13 protein-coding genes are annotated in these 18,481 nt (G+C 39.0%); 3 read left to right on the forward strand and 10 right to left on the reverse strand.

The window, feature by feature from the left end; translation table 11 throughout:
- The first annotated feature begins 19 nt into the window (after nt 1-19).
- Nucleotides 20-1,201 (forward strand): trypsin-like peptidase domain-containing protein, encoded by a 1,182-nt coding sequence (locus tag F959_RS06780; RefSeq protein ID WP_004878538.1) that lies wholly within the window; start codon nt 20-22, stop codon nt 1,199-1,201.
- Nucleotides 1,202-1,389: 188 nt separating this feature from the next.
- On the opposite strand, the gene F959_RS06785 is transcribed toward F959_RS06780, so the two are convergent.
- The 4 genes from F959_RS06785 to map all read right to left on the reverse strand — a co-directional run bounded on the left by F959_RS06785 (nt 1,390) and on the right by map (nt 6,510).
- The gene (locus F959_RS06785; RefSeq protein WP_004878539.1) at nt 1,390-2,604 is read right to left on the reverse strand and encodes an alginate export family protein; all 1,215 of its coding nucleotides are present in this window, start codon (nt 2,602-2,604) and stop codon (nt 1,390-1,392) included.
- A gap of 75 nt (nt 2,605-2,679) precedes the next feature.
- On the reverse strand, nt 2,680-4,026 hold the full coding sequence (locus F959_RS06790) for an MFS transporter (protein WP_004878540.1): 1,347 nt from the start codon (nt 4,024-4,026) through the stop codon (nt 2,680-2,682).
- 400 nt (nt 4,027-4,426) lie between these two features.
- A complete protein-coding gene (locus tag F959_RS06795; protein WP_004878541.1) occupies nt 4,427-5,482 on the reverse strand; it encodes an OmpW/AlkL family protein in 1,056 nt (351 codons plus the stop codon).
- A gap of 203 nt (nt 5,483-5,685) precedes the next feature.
- The gene (gene map / locus F959_RS06800; RefSeq protein WP_004878542.1) at nt 5,686-6,510 is read right to left on the reverse strand and encodes a type I methionyl aminopeptidase; all 825 of its coding nucleotides are present in this window, start codon (nt 6,508-6,510) and stop codon (nt 5,686-5,688) included.
- A 213-nt stretch (nt 6,511-6,723) separates the two neighbouring features.
- Between map and rpsB the strand changes: the two genes are divergently transcribed.
- Together rpsB and tsf are read left to right on the forward strand one after the other, a co-directional pair.
- Nucleotides 6,724-7,476 (forward strand): 30S ribosomal protein S2, encoded by a 753-nt coding sequence (rpsB, locus tag F959_RS06805; protein WP_004878543.1) that lies wholly within the window; start codon nt 6,724-6,726, stop codon nt 7,474-7,476.
- 138 nt (nt 7,477-7,614) lie between these two features.
- A complete protein-coding gene (tsf, locus tag F959_RS06810; RefSeq protein WP_004878544.1) occupies nt 7,615-8,496 on the forward strand; it encodes a translation elongation factor Ts in 882 nt (293 codons plus the stop codon).
- 77 nt (nt 8,497-8,573) lie between these two features.
- On the opposite strand, the gene F959_RS06815 is transcribed toward tsf, so the two are convergent.
- From F959_RS06815 to ahcY, 6 genes are all read right to left on the reverse strand, one after another.
- Nucleotides 8,574-9,800: a multifunctional CCA addition/repair protein gene (locus F959_RS06815; protein ID WP_004878545.1), complete on the reverse strand. Its 1,227-nt coding sequence runs from the start codon at nt 9,798-9,800 to the stop codon at nt 8,574-8,576.
- Nucleotides 9,801-9,895: 95 nt separating this feature from the next.
- A complete protein-coding gene (locus F959_RS06820) occupies nt 9,896-12,166 on the reverse strand; it encodes an NADP-dependent malic enzyme (RefSeq protein WP_004878546.1) in 2,271 nt (756 codons plus the stop codon).
- A 191-nt stretch (nt 12,167-12,357) separates the two neighbouring features.
- Complete coding sequence (locus F959_RS06825) at nt 12,358-15,234, reverse strand: EAL domain-containing protein (protein WP_004878547.1); 2,877 nt, start codon at nt 15,232-15,234, stop codon at nt 12,358-12,360.
- A 112-nt stretch (nt 15,235-15,346) separates the two neighbouring features.
- Entirely contained in the window at nt 15,347-16,069 is a 723-nt protein-coding gene (locus F959_RS06830) for a 16S rRNA (uracil(1498)-N(3))-methyltransferase (RefSeq protein ID WP_004878549.1), read from the reverse strand.
- Between the two features lie 22 nt (nt 16,070-16,091).
- The gene (metF, locus tag F959_RS06835; RefSeq protein ID WP_004878551.1) at nt 16,092-16,928 is read right to left on the reverse strand and encodes a methylenetetrahydrofolate reductase [NAD(P)H]; all 837 of its coding nucleotides are present in this window, start codon (nt 16,926-16,928) and stop codon (nt 16,092-16,094) included.
- A 73-nt stretch (nt 16,929-17,001) separates the two neighbouring features.
- Complete coding sequence (gene ahcY / locus F959_RS06840) at nt 17,002-18,384, reverse strand: adenosylhomocysteinase (RefSeq protein ID WP_004878553.1); 1,383 nt, start codon at nt 18,382-18,384, stop codon at nt 17,002-17,004.
- Between the last annotated feature and the right edge of the window lie 97 nt (nt 18,385-18,481).

An 18,481-nucleotide genomic window follows, 5' to 3' on the forward strand; every position in this document is an offset into this window, starting at 1 on the left:
TGCCAAGAGGATAATAGACGTGCGCCGTGCATTTACATGGTTACCTTGGGTATTACTCATTCTGGTTGTATTTAGTTTTCTAGCTTGGCAGAAATCACATCAACCAAAACCAACTGTGGCTTCTGATGGTGTAAAAATGCCTGCTGAAAAGGTAGAACCATTGGTTGATACAACTCGAACTGGTGGGGTAGTCTCATATAACGCTGCTGTTAAAGTTGCTGCTCCAGCTGTCGTGAATATATTTACCACTCAAAAAGTGAAACAGATGAATCATCCATTATTGAATGATCCTGTATTTCGCGAGTTCTTTGGCAATCAAATGCCTCAACAGCAGCAAAATGAAAATAGTTTAGGTTCGGGTGTTATTGTTCGTGCCGATGGTTATATTTTAACGAATAATCATGTGATTGCTCAGGCTGAACACATTGTGGTGGCATTGCAAGATGGTCGTCGTGCTGAAGCTAAAGTGATTGGCACTGATCCCGATACAGACTTGGCTGTGATCAAAATTGAATTAGATAACCTACCTGTTCTGCCATTTAAGTTGAGTGGTAATGAAGTGGGTGATGTCGTTCTTGCAATTGGTAATCCATTTGGCGTAGGACAAACTGTAACTCAAGGGATTATTTCAGCAACTGGTCGTTCAGATTTGGGTATTAATACCTATGAAGACTTTATTCAAACCGATGCAGCCATTAATCCAGGAAACTCTGGTGGTGCATTGATTGATGTTGCGGGTAATTTAATTGGTGTAAATACGGCAATCTTCTCTCAGTCTGGTGGTTCACTCGGAATTGGTTTTGCGATTCCTGCCAAAGTTTGTCAGCAAGTTTTAAACTCAATTTTGAAAGATGGCCGTGTAGTACGTGGTTGGTTGGGTATTAGTCTAATTCCAAATACTTTGGATGAAGATGTAATGGCTACTAGACCAATTGGTGTTGTTGTTGCAGATGTGCTGAAAGGTGGTCCTGCAGACGAAGCAGGTGTTAAGCGTGGTGATAAAATTATTCAAGTGAATAGTGAGCAAATTACTTCGGCTTCACATCTGATTAATTATGTTGCATTACAGGCACCTGAAAGTGTGATTAACGTCGTAGTTGAGCGTGAGGGTAAACAAGAAAATGTTCAGGTGAAAGTGGGTGAGCGCAAAGTTCAACAAAATGCTCAATCACAATACATACCACTACCTAAACGCCAGTAACGTAATCAAAAATGAGAAAGGCTATTAATTAATGGCCTTTTTTCTTTTAGTTAAAGAAAAAAGCTCACTGACGGTCAATCAGTGAGCTTTTCATCGTTTTTTTTAGCTGTTTTTATTTTTTATTAAATCATCCAAATTTGATATTTTGATGACAGTTTTTTGATAATTAAATGACATTGCTCCTTGAGTTAGTATTTATAATCGAGTTGTAGCCACAATTTTTGTGTGTCTACACCGAATTCTTCAGCTTGATAGTCTGAAAATTTCGCTAAAGCTGAAAGTCCTTTAATTGGTAGAGCTTGTGAGTAAGAAACAGAGTATTCTTGACCATAACCCATATTCTTTTCGTCACTTCTGTATTGATGCAGCTCAGTGCCTAATTTACCTTTACCAAAGACATTGAAGCTTGAAGAAATGTATAAATCAGTTAAGCCATTGGCTGGTGTTGCTAGGAATAAATCTGTCCATCCATTAAATTTATGCTTGGTTGCTAAAGGAGTTTGGAAAGCTATTTTTCCATCATCACTGCCAAGTACTTCATAACCAATCGCGATTTCACCGAGTGCAACTTCCTTGTTTTTAATGCTGTAACCAAGTTCTAATGCATAGTAATCCGCATCATAGTCTTTGGGTTGGTCAGCATACTCACTTTGTTTGGCATATTCTGCTGCGTATTTAAAATTATCTTTTTTACCTATTAGGCGTAGACCATAGGTTTGATTTGACCATGCTGAAATATCTTCAAAATCCATTAAATAGCCATACACAGTCGCATTTAGCAGTGGGTTGTAATTCATTTTCGCCTGAATTAAATGAATTTTACTTTCCTGTTTACCATCTTGTGCTTGAACAAATTTAGGTTCAGGGTCTTCACTACCGAAAATAGTATTCACTTGATCAATATAAGCATAGTACAAACCAAACTCATTGCATGGTTTGATGTTGAGAGCAATCGCATCAAAAGTTTGATCGTTTTGACGCCAAGCAACGGATCCAACAAAGCGTTGATTATCTAAATTAATGACTTGACGACCAACTGTTATGTCAAATTTAGGGTTGTACACATATTTCAAATAGGCTTGATTGAGCTGTAGGTTTTTAGCGTCAGGTATGGTGCTATAGTTTGTTTGATCGTTTCGAGTGCTATTAAATTCGTCATTGATTTCTACAGTTCCTTCACCTTGCACAAAAGCACTTAGACCATGCCATGAGCCTGTTTGAATTGCAGGGCGGAGTCTTAATGTCCATGCATCTGCATGATTGAGTTTGTTGTCTTGTTCTACCCATTCATAGCGAAGACGACTATCGAGTGAAAGCTTAGTTTGAGAGAAGAACTCATCTGCAGCGTTTGTTAGTGTTGAAAAACAAGCGAGCGTGATTAATGAATAGGAGAATTTATTCATCAGAATATCCTTTATAAAATTTTTTGAAATTTGGGGGAGGATGAGTGATTTACTCATCCTCTATATGAGATGGTGTTAAGCTGCGGTATTACGCTCTAGTAAAGCTTGTTCAAATAACTCTTGTTCTTTTACTTTGTGTTCTGTTGTAAAGCGGATAAGAACGACACTAAACGCTGCAATGGTTACGAGAATACCTAAGATAGATAAACATGTTTGCACGTCAAGCAAGCCTTTTAGTAAGAAACCAGCTGCAACTGCACCCACATTACCACCTGCACCAATGATACCTGCTACACCGCCTAAAGCATCACGATCAATGAATGGTACAAGAGCATAGGTTGCACCACATGCCATATGGGTAAATAAACCGAAGATTGTCATGGCAATAATTGCGAACATTACAACGTTTACTTGAGAGAATACGAATAAGAAGATGCCTTCAAGTAGCACGAGGGCAAATAATACTTTGGTACGACCATCTAAGCCTTTTTTAAGTGCAACTTTATCTGAAACGATGCCTCCCAACGCACGTGCAAATAATGCTAGTAGACCGAAGATACCAGCAGTCATACCAGCTTCTTTCAATCCCATGTTGAAGTGATCGACGTAGTACATTGCTGCAATGTTATGAATGAAGATTTCGATACCAAAACAAGCGGCATAAGAAGTGAATAGAATCCAAACGCGATAGTTACGAGCAGCTTGCATTAAAATTGCAGTACCACCTTTTTTAACATTACCGACTTCGACTCCTTGTGCACGTAATTCTTTAAAGTTACCTTGTGGGCAATCTTGAGTGAGCTTCCAATACATCACGCCTACAATAAGCATCATTACACCAGGGACAAGCAGGGCAACTCTCCAGCCCATTGCTTGTTCAACACCGAACATCAAGATCGCACCTAAAATTAAAGGCATAATTGCTTGTGTAGCCCCACCACCAGCATTTCCCCATCCCGCAGAAGCAGCATTTGCTGTACCAACTACATTTGGAGCGAACATCACACTTGTATGGTATTGGGTAATCACAAAACTTGCGCCAATCGCACCAATCAATAAGCGGAAAAATAAGAATGATTCATAGGTATTAGCTGCAGCTACACCAAAAACGGGAATACTGCCGAGTAGTAAAAGTGCGGTATAAGTTTTCCGTGGTCCATATTTATCGCATAGTGGACCGACAATAAGCCGAATTAAAATCGTAATTGCTACTGCGGCAATATTGATATTTGCAATTTGATCTTTTGTTAAGTTGAACTCGCCTTTGATTACTGGCATAAGTGGAGCACAGGCAAACCAAGCGAAGAAACATACAAAAAACGCTAGCCAAGTCATATGGAAAGCGCGCATAGCTGGTGTGGAAAAGCTAAATAATTTTATTTCTGTAGCTTTTTTTGCATCTAAATTCATATCTGAGGACATGGCCTTCTCCTGAACTGTACGTCATTATTTATTGCTATGCCATTACTCTGCATAAGCAAGTCGAACAGAACGGACATCGTTGGCCGTCAGAAAAATATTTTGTGAATCATCGTTGATTCATCATAATTGGTATTAAGCAAACGTCATGCCAAAAAGATGAATTAACCAAATGTAAAATTTAAGATACTAATTCACATTATTTATTTACATTAAAAAACTTAAAGATAAATATGAGTTGAAAAATTGAATTTAAAAATCAAGAAAACTAATGAAGATGATGTCAGACAATCCATAAAAAAGTGCTTAGAGTTGGTGCGCAAATTTTATGCATGATGACTTAAAACATTGCGTTTTAAACAAGAAAAGCAGCCGAAGCTGCTTTTTAGGATATTTTGTTTATTTAGAAACGATAGCCCACACCAACATATGTAATCAGTGGGTCGATATCAATTTTGGTATTTGCCTGAATTAGTTCTTTTCCTGTATTGCGATCAGTCACATATATTTTTGCTTCGTTATTCATTTTTGAATAAGACACTGAACCTACAGCAAACCAGTTTGGATTGAAATCGTAGGTTGCTCCAATGGTTACAATAGGTGCAAAGGTATCAGTTGCTTTTAACTTCACAACTGGGTCCGCTGAGGATGTTTTTCCATCCAATGCAGCACCTGCTTTTCCATCATGAATATTTTGAATCATATGACCGGCTTTGATTAAGTCAGCCTCTATTCCAGAATTCATTTCTAAATCATTGAAGTAAGCATACATAACACCAGCACCAACATATGGGCGGAACTTATTGACGCCTGACTTACCAAATTGATAATGCAGCTCTACAGCTGGTAGCCAAGCACGTGCTGATGCAGCTTTTCCTCCTTGAGTGAGGTCAGTAATATGAATGTCTTGTTTTAACCCTAAATCACCTAGAGAAGTGCTTGCAGTTCCACTTAAAGGGGCGTAAATATCACCTTTCCCTTTAATATCTACTTTTGGTGGGATACCAGCTTTAATTTCCAAGGAGAAGTTGTCTGTAAAGTGATAGTTAGCCATGATACCTACAGTATCGACATCATCTGCTTCTAACCCTGTTCCTTGAGCTTGCCAATTCGATAGTCCGTTAACTGTTGCCGTGCCTGTGAGCAGAGAAGGTAGGGTATCAGTTGGAAGGATTTTAATTGCCTCATACAATAATGGATTTGAATCACGTTCTGCTGCATCTAGTACAGCTTGTTTAGATACCTCACCAACTTTTGAAGTTGTACCTTCTGCAACGCTGGTATTAATATTTACAGGATTTGCACTTCCTTGTGGCATGGCATGCAACCAGCCAGCAGATATAGAGAAACGTTTAAATCCATCTCCATCTTTCAAACTAAAATAAGGTGAGTTAGCAAAACTCATTGTTGGAAATGTTGTGGCAAAGCCAACAGCAATATAAAGCGCATGCTTCTTCATGATGGGGGACTCCATGTCCGATTTTGTAAACTTTTTATCCTGCTCAAAATAACGGTTTTTTTTAAATTGTTTGTTTAGTTAGAATTTATAATTGTTCTGCTTATGAAAACTTTTGTTTGATTTAGATAAATTGATGAAGAAAATATGAAGAAATAAAAAAAGCCACCAAAGTGACTTCTTTAGAATAATCTAAATAGAATAAATTACATAAAGCGAGATAAGTCTTCTTCAGGGCGAGCTGTTAAAACTTCGATGCCTGTTTGAGTTACTAAAATAGTATGTTCGTATTGAGCTGATAATTTATGATCTTTAGTTACTACTGTCCATTTGTCACCTAAAAGCTTAGTTTGCCAAACACCAGCATTGACCATTGGTTCGATTGTAAATGTCATTCCAGCTTCTAAGCGCATACCTGTGCCTTTTTGACCATAGTGAAGCACTTGAGGTTCATCATGAAAAACATTACCAATTCCGTGACCGCAATATTCACGAACAACACTAAATCTCTCAGATTCAACATATTGTTGAATAGCATGGCCAATGTCACCAAGATATGAACCATCTTTCACTGTTGCCATACCGCGATACATCGCTTCTTGAGCCACAGAACATAAACGATTTGCAAGAATTGACGTTTCACCACCCACGACATACATCATATTCGTATCGCCGTGATAACCATCCTTAATGACAGTAACATCGATATTAAGAATGTCACCATTTTTTAAAATTTTGTTTTCAGAAGGAATGCCGTGGCAAACCACATGGTTAACCGAAGTACAAATAGAGTGTTGGAAAGCAGGGCGGCCTGGAGCAGCACCATAACCCACACAGGCAGGAATTGCTTGTTGTACATTTTCAATATGGTTGCGACAGATTGTATCGAGTTCTAAAGTACTCACACCCGCTTTAATATGCGGTTTAATCATGTCTAAAACTTCAGCCGCCAATTTCCCTGCAACACGCATCTTCTGAATTTCTTCAGGTGTTTTGATTAATCGACGAGGAGCTGTATAAGTCGTATTCATGATCTCTAAAAACTTTTGGTAATTTGCAAGCGTCTATGGTATAAATAGCCGCCTATTTTATCAAATGCTTTTCGTGAATATATTTTACGAAAATATCTGATAATAATAGTCGTAAAAAATCCGCACATATATCGACACATTACTCTGGGTGCCTAGCAATAGGTGGAGAATGCGGATATATGGAGGCCTAACCCAAACTTTAAGGTAAAGAAAATGGCAGATTACAACGTAAGCATGCGCGACCTTCTTCAAGCAGGCGCTCACTTCGGTCACCAAACACGTTTCTGGAACCCAAAGATGCGTCAATACATCTTTGGTGCGCGTAACAAAATTCACATCATCAACCTTGAGCACACTGTTCCTGCGTTAAATGATGCTTTGAACTTTGTTAACAACCTTGCTAGCAAAAAGAATAAAGTATTATTTGTTGGTACAAAACGTGCTGCTTCTAACATCATCCGTGAACAAGCTCAACGCGCTGGTCAACCATATGTAGATCACCGTTGGTTAGGTGGTATGTTGACGAACTGGAAAACACTTCGCCAATCTATCAACCGTTTAAAAGATCTTCAAACTCAATCTCAAGACGGTACTTTTGCTAAGCTTACTAAACGTGAAGCTTTAGAGCGTACTCGTGAGATGGACAAACTTGAACGTGCTTTAGGCGGCGTTAAGAACATGGGTGGTTTACCTGACGCATTATTTGTAATCGACGTTGATCACGAAGCGATTGCAATCAAAGAAGCGAAAAACTTAGGTATTCCTGTAATCGGTATCGTTGATACAAACTCTAACCCTGACAACGTTGATTACGTTATTCCAGGTAACGACGATGCGATCCGTGCAGTAACTTTATATGCTTCTGCTATGGCTGATGCGATTCTTGCTGGTAAAGAATATGCTCAATCACAAGCAAATGCACAAGCGAAAGGCGACGACGCTGCTAAAGACGCTTCTGAGGCTTAATGCGTTTTGACGCAAGCTTGTCATTTTTGCGACATGTAATGGTGGCAAATTAAAGCGTCGAGATTGCAAACGGCCCAGAGATTCTTTGGGCCGTTTTTGTTGAACAGATTTATTTTCTACCGATTTTAGGAGATCAACATGACTGCAGTTACTGCGAGCATGGTAAAAGAATTACGTGACCGTACTGGTCTTGCAATGATGGAATGCAAAAAAGCATTAACAGAAGCAGGCGGTGACATCGAACTTGCAATTGATAACCTTCGTAAATCAGGTCAAGCAAAAGCTGCTAAAAAAGCAGGTAACATTGCTGCTGATGGCGCGATCACTATTATTCAAAACGGTAACAAAGCAATTCTTGTTGAAGTTAACTGTCAAACTGACTTCGTTGCTAAAGACGAAAACTTCAAAAGCTTCTCTGATAAAGTTGCTACTGCTGCACTTGCTGCAAATGAAACTGATGCTGCGAAAATTGCTGAACTTAAGCTTGAAGACGGCGCAACTGTAGAAGAAGCTCGTGTTGCATTGGTTCAAAAAATTGGTGAAAACATTCAAGTTCGTCGTGCTCAAATCGTTGAAGGCGAAAACTTGGCTGTTTACAAGCACGGTTTAAAAATCGGTGTTGTTGTTTCTTACACAGGTGATGCTGACACTGGTAAAGGCATTGCAATGCACGTTGCTGCGTTCAACCCAGTTGCAGTAAATGCTGAAGCTGTTCCAGCTGACTTAATCGCTAAAGAGAAAGAAATTGCTGAAGCGAAAGCATTAGAATCTGGTAAGCCAGCGAACATCGTTGAGAAAATGGTTACTGGTTCAGTTGAAAAATACTTGAACGAAGTTGCTCTTGATCGTCAAATGTATGTTATCGATAACGACAAGAAAGTTGCTGATGTATTAAAAGCAACTGGTACTGTTGTAGCTCAATTCGTTCGCTTCGAAGTGGGTGAAGGTATTGAGAAAAAAGCTGAAATGAGCTTTGCTGATGAAGTTGCTGCTGCTCAAGCCGCTGCTGCTGCACAATAATTTTTACTGATTTAGTAAAAGTTAAAAAAACCCAGTCTTTGACTGGGTTTTTTATTTCAATAAGATCAAAAAGAAAATTATTCGCCGTATTGTTCTTTGTATTTAGCCAAAGCTTCAATTCGATATTGAATCAGCATTTCACCTATTTCAGCACCTTGAATGTCAGATGGTAGATCTTGTGCACGAATATTTCTGACGATTTCCATTGCATCAAGAATGTATTTAGCCTGAGGATAGGGGCGAGTCTCCAATCCTAAGCGACCTCTTGCATCACATTCACATGCTTGCACAAAAGCTTCAACTTTCTCAGGTTTACGAAGAACATCCAAACGTTGTAGTAGCCGCCATAGTGTACCCGGTTTTAGATTTTTAGCTTGGTGACATTTTAGATGTTCTTTACACACAATTAGTGCAAGATTTTTTAACAGAGTTGGAACTTTCAAGCGATCACATACATCTGTAACTGGCTTTAAGCCGCGTTCTTCATGCATGATATGTCTTGGTAATTCATCAACAGGAGTAAGAGCTTTCCCTAAATCATGTACAAGTACTGCAAAGCGGACTTCTAACGCATAGTTTGCTTTACATGCTTCTTTCAATGCCATCAAAGTGTGTATACCACAATCAATCTCAGGGTGATATTCAGGGCGCTGTGGAACGCCAAACAGGGCATCAATTTCAGGAAATAATATTTTTAAGGCATCGCATTCTTTTAGCGTTTGAAAATAGACATCAGCTTGGTCTTCCATCAATGCACGAGATGTTTCTTTCCATACACGTTCAGGAGTAAGTGCGTCTAGCTCACCAGTCTTTGCAATATTCTTCATCAACTGGATAGTCTCATCAGCAATTTTGAAGCCATAAGCTGCATAGCGTGCTGCAAAACGTGCAACACGAAGCACGCGCAATGGATCTTCTATAAAGGCATCAGAGACATGGCGTAAGATTTTCCGTTCAAGGTCTTGTTGACCACCGTAAGGGTCATAGACAGTGCCATTTTCATCCATCGCCATTGCATTAATCGTGAGATCTCGACGAATCAGATCCTCTTCAAGTTTAACAGTGGTATCTGTAAAAAATTGAAAACCATGATAACCCACACCTGACTTACGCTCAGTGCGGGCAAGTGCGTATTCTTCTTTTGTTTTGGGATGTAAGAAAACGGGAAAATCTTTTCCAACAGGTTGGTAGCCTTCAGCTAATAATTGTTCTGGGGTAGCACCAACAACTACATAATCTTTTTCGTGATAGGGATGGCCGAGTAAATGATCTCGAACAGCACCGCCTACTAAATAAACTTGCATGAAAAAACCTCTATTCTTCACACAATCATGCTACAGAATAGAGGTTTTCTCAAGCATTAAGCGAGGCTTTTCTCGAAAAGCTTCGCTTAAGATAATTAGTTTTGACTTTGTTGGATTTCAGCAACAGTCAACGCAGTCATATTCACTAAACGACGTGTTGTTGTCGTTGGTGTAAGGATATGAACAGGTTTTGCTGCGCCTAAAAGGATTGGACCGATTGTTACGTTATTACCAGATGTTGCTTTCAACAAGTTGAATGAAATGTTTGCAGCATCTAAGTTAGGCATAATCAATAGGTTTGCAGAACCTTTGAAGCGTGAATTAGGGAAGGCAAAGTGACGAATGCTTTCATCTAATGCTGCATCACCATGCATTTCACCTTCAACTTCAAGTTCTGGAGCTTGTTCAGTAAGAAGGCGGTGAACTTCACGCATTTTCTGAGCGCTTGGATCAAATTGATCACTACCAAAGCTAGAGTGAGAAAGTAGCGCAACGCGCGGTGTAATACCGAAACGACGAACTTCTTCAGCAGCTAAGATAGTCATTTCAGCAAGCTGCTCAGCAGTTGGATTCGTATTTACATAGGTGTCTGCAATGAATAAATTACGATCTTCAAGCATCAATGCATTCAGAGTGAAGAAAGTGCTACGACCTTCTTTTAAACCAATTACATTACGTACGAAATCTAAATGAATGTCATAACTACTGTACGTACCACAAAGCATACCGTCAGCTTTGCCGAATTTTACCAATAAAGCAGCAATCAGTGTTGAACGACGACGAGCTTCACGTTGAGCGTATTCGACAGTTACACCTTTGCGTTGCATTGTTTGATAATAGTCTTTCCAGAACTCTTCGTATAACGGATTTTGTTCTTGATCAACGATTTCAATATTCACACCGTGTTGCAAACGTAAGCCTAATTTTTTGATATTGGCTTCAATTACCGTTGTGCGACCTACTAAGATTGGTTTAGCAAGACCTTCATCAACTGCAATTTGCACAGCACGTAATACACGCTCATCTTCACCTTCAGCATAAGCGATACGTTTAGGATCAGTTTTTGCTTGAGAGAAAATAGGCTTCATTAAGAATGCAGAGTTATAAACAAACTCTGAAAGTCTTTGACGATATGCTGCAAAATCTTCGATTGGACGTGATGCAACACCAGAATCCATGGCTGCTTTAGCAACTGCTGGTGCAATTTCTAAAATCAAGCGTTGATCAAGTGGACGTGGAATTAAGTAATCACGTCCAAATGAAGCAGATTTCTCACCATATGTTGCTGCATCAGCTTCAACGTGCGCCATACGTGCAATTGCGTGAACACAAGCAATTTTCATTTCTTCGTTAATCGTTGTTGCACCCACATCAAGTGCACCACGGAAGATGTATGGGAAGCAAAGTGCATTGTTTACTTGGTTCGGGTAATCTGAACGACCTGTTGCCATAATTACATCAGGGCGAACTTCATGTGCATGCTCAGGAAGAATTTCTGGATCTGGGTTTGCAAGAGCAAAAATGATTGGATTTTCTGCCATTTCTTTAACCATTTCTTTGGTTAAGATACCTGCAGCAGATAAGCCTAAGAACATATCAGCACCAGCCATTACTTCGTGTAATTGCTTCGCTTGAATATCTTGAACATAACGTTTTTTAGAGTCGTCAAGTCCTTCGCGTGAAGTTGTAAGTAGACCACGAGAGTCCGCAACCACGATGTTCTTTTTGTTAACACCCAAAGCACAAAGTAAATCTAAACAAGAAAGGGCAGCAGCACCTGCACCAGAAGCAACGATTTTGATTTCGTCAATTTTCTTGTTCACGATTTGTAAAGCATTTAATAACGCAGAACCTACAATGATACTTGTACCGTGTTGGTCATCATGGAACACAGGAATTTTCATGCGTTCACGTAATTTTTTCTCAATGTAGAAACATTCAGGTGCTTTGATATCTTCAAGGTTGATACCACCAAAAGTTGGTTCTAACGAAGCAACGATATCAACAATTTTATCTGGATCATTTTCAGCAATTTCGATATCAAAAACATCTACGCCAGCAAATTTCTTGAAAAGTACACCTTTTCCTTCCATTACAGGTTTAGATGCTAGTGGACCAATATTTCCTAAACCAAGCACAGCAGTACCATTACTTACGACGGCGACCAGATTGCCACGTGCTGTATATTTCGCAGCAGTTGAAGGGTCACGTTCGATTTCCAAACATGGAGCAGCAACACCAGGGGAATATGCAAGCGCTAAATCTCGTTGGTTAACGAGCTGCTTGCTAGGTGTCACACTGATTTTTCCTGGAGTTGGAAATTCATGGTAATACAAAGCGGCTTGTTTTAAAGATTGATCGTCCATCTGAGTCTCGATTGTTCCGATAATAATCAGGCATATATATGTCTAATTATTATATTAAGATAAGTGCACAAGAATATAGCACTAGTTCATGCTTTCGCACAGTCAAAAAAGCTTATTTTCAGTGAACTAGATGCGTATTGACAATCTATAATCAGCTTAAAATAAACTGTCAAAATGCTCTAAATTTACTTTTAAATGGAATATCTTGCGGTTGACAATTGCATATGTTTTTGAAGAAATTCTGTTGCATGTGCAGCCGTTAATGGCTTCGCAAATAAGTAACCCTGTAATATGTCACAATTTTGTCGTTTCAGATAATCTCTTTGTTGCTCAGTTTCAACACCTTCCGCTACGACTTTTAAGCCAATCGTTCTTCCCATTGCAATCATGGCATTAACTATCGCATCTTGTTTTGGATTGCCAATTTTTGAAATAAACGCACGGTCAATTTTTAAAATGTCAATTGGATATTCGGTTAAGTAGGCGAGTGATGAATAGCCTGTACCGAAGTCATCTAGTGCAATCGAAATATGACGTTCTTTGATGGCACATAAAACTGTTTTAACACTTTCAGTATTTTCTAAAAACGCTGACTCAGTGATTTCTAGTTCTAAGTTTTCACCAGATATTGCATATTGTTCGAGTACGTCATCAATATCATGTAGTAATTGGCCACGTAAAATCTGTTGTGCAACGATATTTACTGCAACGTGAATATCTGCAAAACCTAAGTTTTTCCATATCTGAAGTTGCTTAGCCGCTTCATATAAGACAAATCGACCAATATCAGAAATTAAACTGGTACTTTCTGCTAATGGGATGAAAATATCAGGCATGATCAAACCTTTAGTTGGATGGTTCCAACGAATTAAGGCTTCAAAACCACTGATATGAGAGGATTGCGCTGTAATTTTTGGCTGATAATAGACAACTAACTCATTATTCTGAATTGCTTTTCTAAGGTCTAACTCTAAATCTGTATGTTTAGCAACAAAATTGGTTCGTTCAGTTGAATAGTATCTAATCGTGTTGCCACCTAAACGCTTTGCCTCCGTGAGTGCTTGTTCTGCATGAGTATTTAAATTATCAACTTGTCTACCATGTTCTGGATAGATTGCAACACCAATAGAGATACTTACTACGTATTCTTGATCAGCAATATAAAACGGTTTGCTGAACGCCTCGACAATATTGTTGCAGAGTTGGTGAATTGGCGGATGAATCGGCGACATTTCATAAATGATGGCAAAGTCATCTGCACTTAAATGTGCAACCAGTAATGCATCAATATTACTGATACGCAAACGCTGTGCCACTTGTTTTAATAGCTCGTTACCTGCTTGATTGCTTAGCAATTCATTCAGTGCTCTGAAGCGGTCAATATTGAGACGAATGACCGCAAGATGTTGAATCGAAGCTTCATTTACCAAGTATTGATGCAGTTGTTGGTGATAATAAAAACGATTTGGTAGATCGGTGAGAGTATCGTAATTGGTTAAATAAGATAAGCGTTGTTCTTGATGCTTACGTTCAGTTTGATCTGAAACAATACCGATATAATTAATAACACGATCTGCCTCATCTTTAACCGCGTTGATATGCATCCACAAGAAACATGATTTTTCTGAAACATAGGTTTCTTGATATTCACCTTCGTACTCATGCTCTTCAAATAATGTATCAAGGATCGAAAGATGAAAATTAAGGTGGTGCTGCTTACTTTGCTTAGTAATTTCAAAAATATGTTTATTTAAAATAAATTGTTTATCTAAACCAGTCAGTTGTTCGTATTTGGGGTTGATTTCTAAATAGTGGAAGTTGTCATCTAAAATGAAAATACCTTCAGAGGCTTGTTCAAATACACTTGCTGCAAGTTTAAGTCTTTCTTGATCTTTTTTCTCTTGATTAATATCACGATGAATACCAACCATACGAAGTGGAGTCCCATCTTTAGGGTTTCTTTGGATGACTTGTCCTACATCATGAATCCAAGACCATTCACCATTCGGACGCTTGATACGAAAGGTTTCCTCATAACGATCATTTAAACCGCATAAGTGATTGTAGAGCGTATTTTTAACACGATCTGCATCATCAGGATGAACAATTTTTTCGAGTAGTGAATAATGATTTTCTGAATTTCGAGTTACTTCTTTGAGATGTGAGTTGGTAATGCCGACAGTGTGGTTTTCTAAATTCCAATCCCACGGGCGGATGCCCGCTGTTTCATGGGCAAAAGCTAAGTTTTGTCGATGTTCTTGCAAGCTCTCGTTCATTTCAGTGAGATCAAATGTCCGCTCACGTACCTTTTGTTCTAATAGGTGATTATTAAATTGTAATTGCGCTTCGATGTCTTTGGATTTGTTAACTTCACGTTGCAACTGCTGACATAACTCTTCTGTCCATTGATTGTGCTGTTCTGCTACATCAATCAGTTGTTTATTTTTCTCTAGAACTTGGAATAGACGTTTATGAATTTTGAATGTCGCTTGAGCGCATAGCAAAGTTGCGAAAAATGAGAGGTAATAAGCAATATAAAAAAGCGTGTGTTCTTGATCTTTATGCAATAGTTGCGAAATAACTAAAGGGCTAATACTTGGAATGAAAAATAAGAAGAAATAGCGAATATGCTGCGTTAAAAAAGTAAGTGCAATAATATGCGACGATGTCAGTAGAAAGGCGGTTAACGTTAAAATATGCGGGCTTGAAATGTTTGGAACATCTCTGGCTAAAAAGTAATTAATGATGATTGCGCCCAAGCCTAGAAGTAAGCCTGTTACGAAACAAATGACCTGAAAAATTAAATTGGTTTTTTTTGCATAGCGGACAGAAGAATATTGTTTTAAAGAAACATGGCAGACAGTGTAAAAAATAAGTAGAACAACAAGCGTTAGAACTGTCCAAATTGAAAAAACGTTTAGATCAAATGAGTAGAAAAAGCCAAATAAAACATAATCTAATAGAGTGAGGCAAAACACGCTTATGACAAATAAACGTACATGATTAGGATAGTTAATTTGATCCGTATAGATAAATTGTGGCAAATTTTTTTCCTGAGCCCCTAACATATAAAGAATAGTCCTTTTAATTTTTTATCTATGTTCACAGTCTATGTTTTTTTGTAAACACAATAGCGTTTTATTTTAAATTACAGCTAAACCAAATCGAAAGCAATGCCAATCATGCTTTGATGCTGAAGTGATAATTTAAAATAGACAAAGCAACGACTGGAGCGGTTTCAGTCCTTAAAACACGATCTCCAATACACCAGTTTTGAAAATTGTTTTGGTTGGCAGTTTCAATTTCTACTTCACTTAAACCGCCTTCTGGACCAATAAGTAAAGCAAGATGATTGTCACTTTTTAGCAAGACATTTTCTTGATTTTTATTTGGTGCAAGCACAAAACGAGATGTAGGTAATTCAGATTTTACCCAATCATTCAGCGCAATCGGCGGAAGAATTTGGGGAACTTTATTTAATCCACATTGTTCGCAGGCCGCGATAGCAACAGATTGCCAATGGTCTAATTTTTTTTGATCTCGATCATATTTTAGACGCATTTCGCAGCGGTCACTGGTTAAGAGTTGAATCGTCGTAACACCAAGTTCAGTTGCTTTCTGAATCGCATAATCCATGCGATCACCTTTGCTCATGACTTGACCTAAAATTACGTTAAATGGTGCAGTTCGATCTAACTCATTAAATTGATCAACCGAAACAAAGGCATTTTTCTTATTAATTTCAGTGAGTGTTACGAGGTATTCACCACCTTTTCCATTGAAAAAGATGGCTTGTTCTTGCTCTTTTGCTCGAAGCACACGTACCCAATGATGAAATACTGATTCTGTTAATTCGATTGTATTTCCAGTATTTAATTCAGTTTCGATATAAAAACGATTCATGCTTAGGTACGGCTCTTACAAATTAGTTCAAACCAAGATCAACAACGAGTTGTCGAGTTGGTTCTGTTTGGTTCATTGAGTAGAAGTGAAGTGTTGGTGCACCACCAGCAATTAAACGTTCACAAAGCTTAACAATCACTTCATGACCGAAAGCCTTAATGCTTGCGCTGTCATCACCATAGGCTGCAAGTTGCTTACGAATCCAGCGTGGGATCTCTGCACCTGTACCATCAGCAAAGCGAATTAAGTTGCTTGCATTTGTAATTGGCATGATGCCTGGTGCAACTGGAATATTCACTCCAGCTTTTTCTAGACGGTCAATGAAATAGAAATAAGCATCTGGATTGAAGAAGAATTGAGTAATTCCCGCATTTGCACCAGCTTGAACTTTTTCTACAAAACGCTTGATGTCTGCATCGAAGCTTTCTGCTTGTGGATGCATTTCTGGATAAGCTGCCACTTCGATATGGAAGTGATCGCCAGAATGCTCACGAATAAAACGTACCAGGTCTTGTGCATAAGGGAGTTCGCCAAGACCAACTTGTCCTGATGGTAAATCACCACGCAACGCAACGATACGGTCAATACCTTGAGATTTATACAAATCGAGTAACTCAGCGATACGAGCTTTATCATCACCGATACAAGACAAGTGAGGTGCAACAGGCGTGCCTTTACCATTAAAGTCATCAATTGCTGCTAAAGTTCGTTCACGAGTAGAACCACCAGCACCATAAGTGATCGAGAAGAACTCAGGGTTGAGTAATTGTAGCTCTTGATGAACGACTCGTAATTTTTCTGCACCAGCGTCAGTTTTTGGTGGGAAAAATTCAAAAGAAATAGGAACACGTTTCGTCATTTCAAATCCTTTTTAAAATTGCTTAGAAATTTTAGAAAAAAGGGCAGTCCGTAAAACGTCTGCCCTCTATTTCTTAGTACTTGTAAGCGTCAGATTTGAATGGACCTTCTACAGGAACACCGAGGTAATCTGCTTGAACTTGAGTTAATTGTGTCAACACACCGCCAAAACCAACAACCATTGCAGCAGCAACTTCTTCATCTAATTTCTTAGGAAGAACTTCTACGCGAATCGCAGCTTGTTTTTGGTCAGCAGGCAAATCAGCAAATTTTTCAGCGAACAAATGCATTTGACCTAAGACTTGGTTCGCAAAAGAACCATCCATAATACGAGATGGATGACCTGTTGCATTACCGAGATTCACTAAACGCCCTTCAGAAAGAAGGATTAGATAATTGCTTTCATCTTCTGAACGATACACTTGGTGTACTTGAGGTTTTACTTCAACCCATTTGTAACCACGTAAATATGCTGTGTCAATTTCAGTGTCAAAGTGACCGATGTTACAAACAACTGCACCAGCTTTTAAGCTATCCAACATTGCTGAGTCACAAACATGGTAGTTACCTGTTGTGGTCACAACAAGATCAGTGTTACCTAATAGATCATGGTTGATGTCTTCTTTCTTACCAGTTTGTACGCCATTTTTGTATGGAGATACAACTTCGTAACCATCCATACATGCTTGCATTGCACAGATTGGATCAACTTCAGTCACACGAACGATCATGCCTTCTTGGCGTAAAGATTGAGCAGAACCTTTACCAACGTCACCGTAACCAATCACAAGCGCACGACGACCAGAAAGCAACATATCAGTCGCGCGTTTGATTGCATCATTTAATGAATGACGGCAGCCGTATTTGTTGTCGTTCTTAGATTTTGTGATTGAATCGTTGACATTGATTGCTGGAACTTTAAGTGAACCATCTTTCCACATTTCTAACAGACGTTGAACACCTGTCGTTGTTTCTTCAGTAATACCGTGAATACGTTCTAAAAGCGCAGGGTATTTTTCATGAACAAGTGCAGTTAAGTCACCGCCATCATCCAAGATCATGTTGGCATCCCAAGGCTGACCATTAACATTGATCTGTTGTTCTAAACACCAAACGTATTCTTCTTCAGTTTCGCCTTTCCAAGCAAATACTGGAACACCACTTGCAGCGATCGCAGCAGCAGCATGATCTTGAGTAGAGAAGATGTTGCAAGATGTCCAACGAACTTCTGCACCAAGCTCAACTAATGTTTCAATTAAAACAGCAGTTTGGATTGTCATGTGGATACAACCCAAGATTTTTGCGCCCGCAAGAGGTTTAGCAGCTGAATAACGCTTACGTAAGCCGATCAAAGCTGGCATTTCTGCTTCAGCAAGTTTGATCTCTTTACGACCGTAGTCAGCAAGGGAAATATCAGCAACTTTATAATCTGTAAATGAAGCATTCACCGCGTTCATCAGGATCTCCTAGAAAAAATAGTATGGATCATTCTGTTCGCGGATGCCGTTGTTGGTTAAAGCGAATGTTCAACCGATCGTCGAGCCTGGCAAATTG

Origin of the sequence: Acinetobacter venetianus RAG-1 = CIP 110063 (assembly GCF_000368585.1) — a bacterium.
GTDB lineage: Bacteria > Pseudomonadota > Gammaproteobacteria > Pseudomonadales > Moraxellaceae > Acinetobacter > Acinetobacter venetianus.

Coding starts and splice junctions, on each gene's coding strand:
- F959_RS06785 (WP_004878539.1), bottom strand. CDS start 2,604: ATGAATAAATTCTCCTATTCATTAATCACGCTCGCTTGTTTTTCAACA.
- F959_RS06790 (WP_004878540.1), bottom strand. CDS start 4,026: ATGTCCTCAGATATGAATTTAGATGCAAAAAAAGCTACAGAAATAAAA.
- F959_RS06795 (WP_004878541.1), bottom strand. CDS start 5,482: ATGAAGAAGCATGCGCTTTATATTGCTGTTGGCTTTGCCACAACATTT.
- map (WP_004878542.1), bottom strand. CDS start 6,510: ATGAATACGACTTATACAGCTCCTCGTCGATTAATCAAAACACCTGAA.
- rpsB (WP_004878543.1), top strand. CDS start 6,724: ATGGCAGATTACAACGTAAGCATGCGCGACCTTCTTCAAGCAGGCGCT.
- tsf (WP_004878544.1), top strand. CDS start 7,615: ATGACTGCAGTTACTGCGAGCATGGTAAAAGAATTACGTGACCGTACT.
- F959_RS06815 (WP_004878545.1), bottom strand. CDS start 9,800: ATGCAAGTTTATTTAGTAGGCGGTGCTGTTCGAGATCATTTACTCGGC.
- F959_RS06820 (WP_004878546.1), bottom strand. CDS start 12,166: ATGGACGATCAATCTTTAAAACAAGCCGCTTTGTATTACCATGAATTT.
- F959_RS06825 (WP_004878547.1), bottom strand. CDS start 15,234: ATGTTAGGGGCTCAGGAAAAAAATTTGCCACAATTTATCTATACGGAT.
- F959_RS06830 (WP_004878549.1), bottom strand. CDS start 16,069: ATGAATCGTTTTTATATCGAAACTGAATTAAATACTGGAAATACAATC.
- metF (WP_004878551.1), bottom strand. CDS start 16,928: ATGACGAAACGTGTTCCTATTTCTTTTGAATTTTTCCCACCAAAAACT.
- ahcY (WP_004878553.1), bottom strand. CDS start 18,384: ATGAACGCGGTGAATGCTTCATTTACAGATTATAAAGTTGCTGATATT.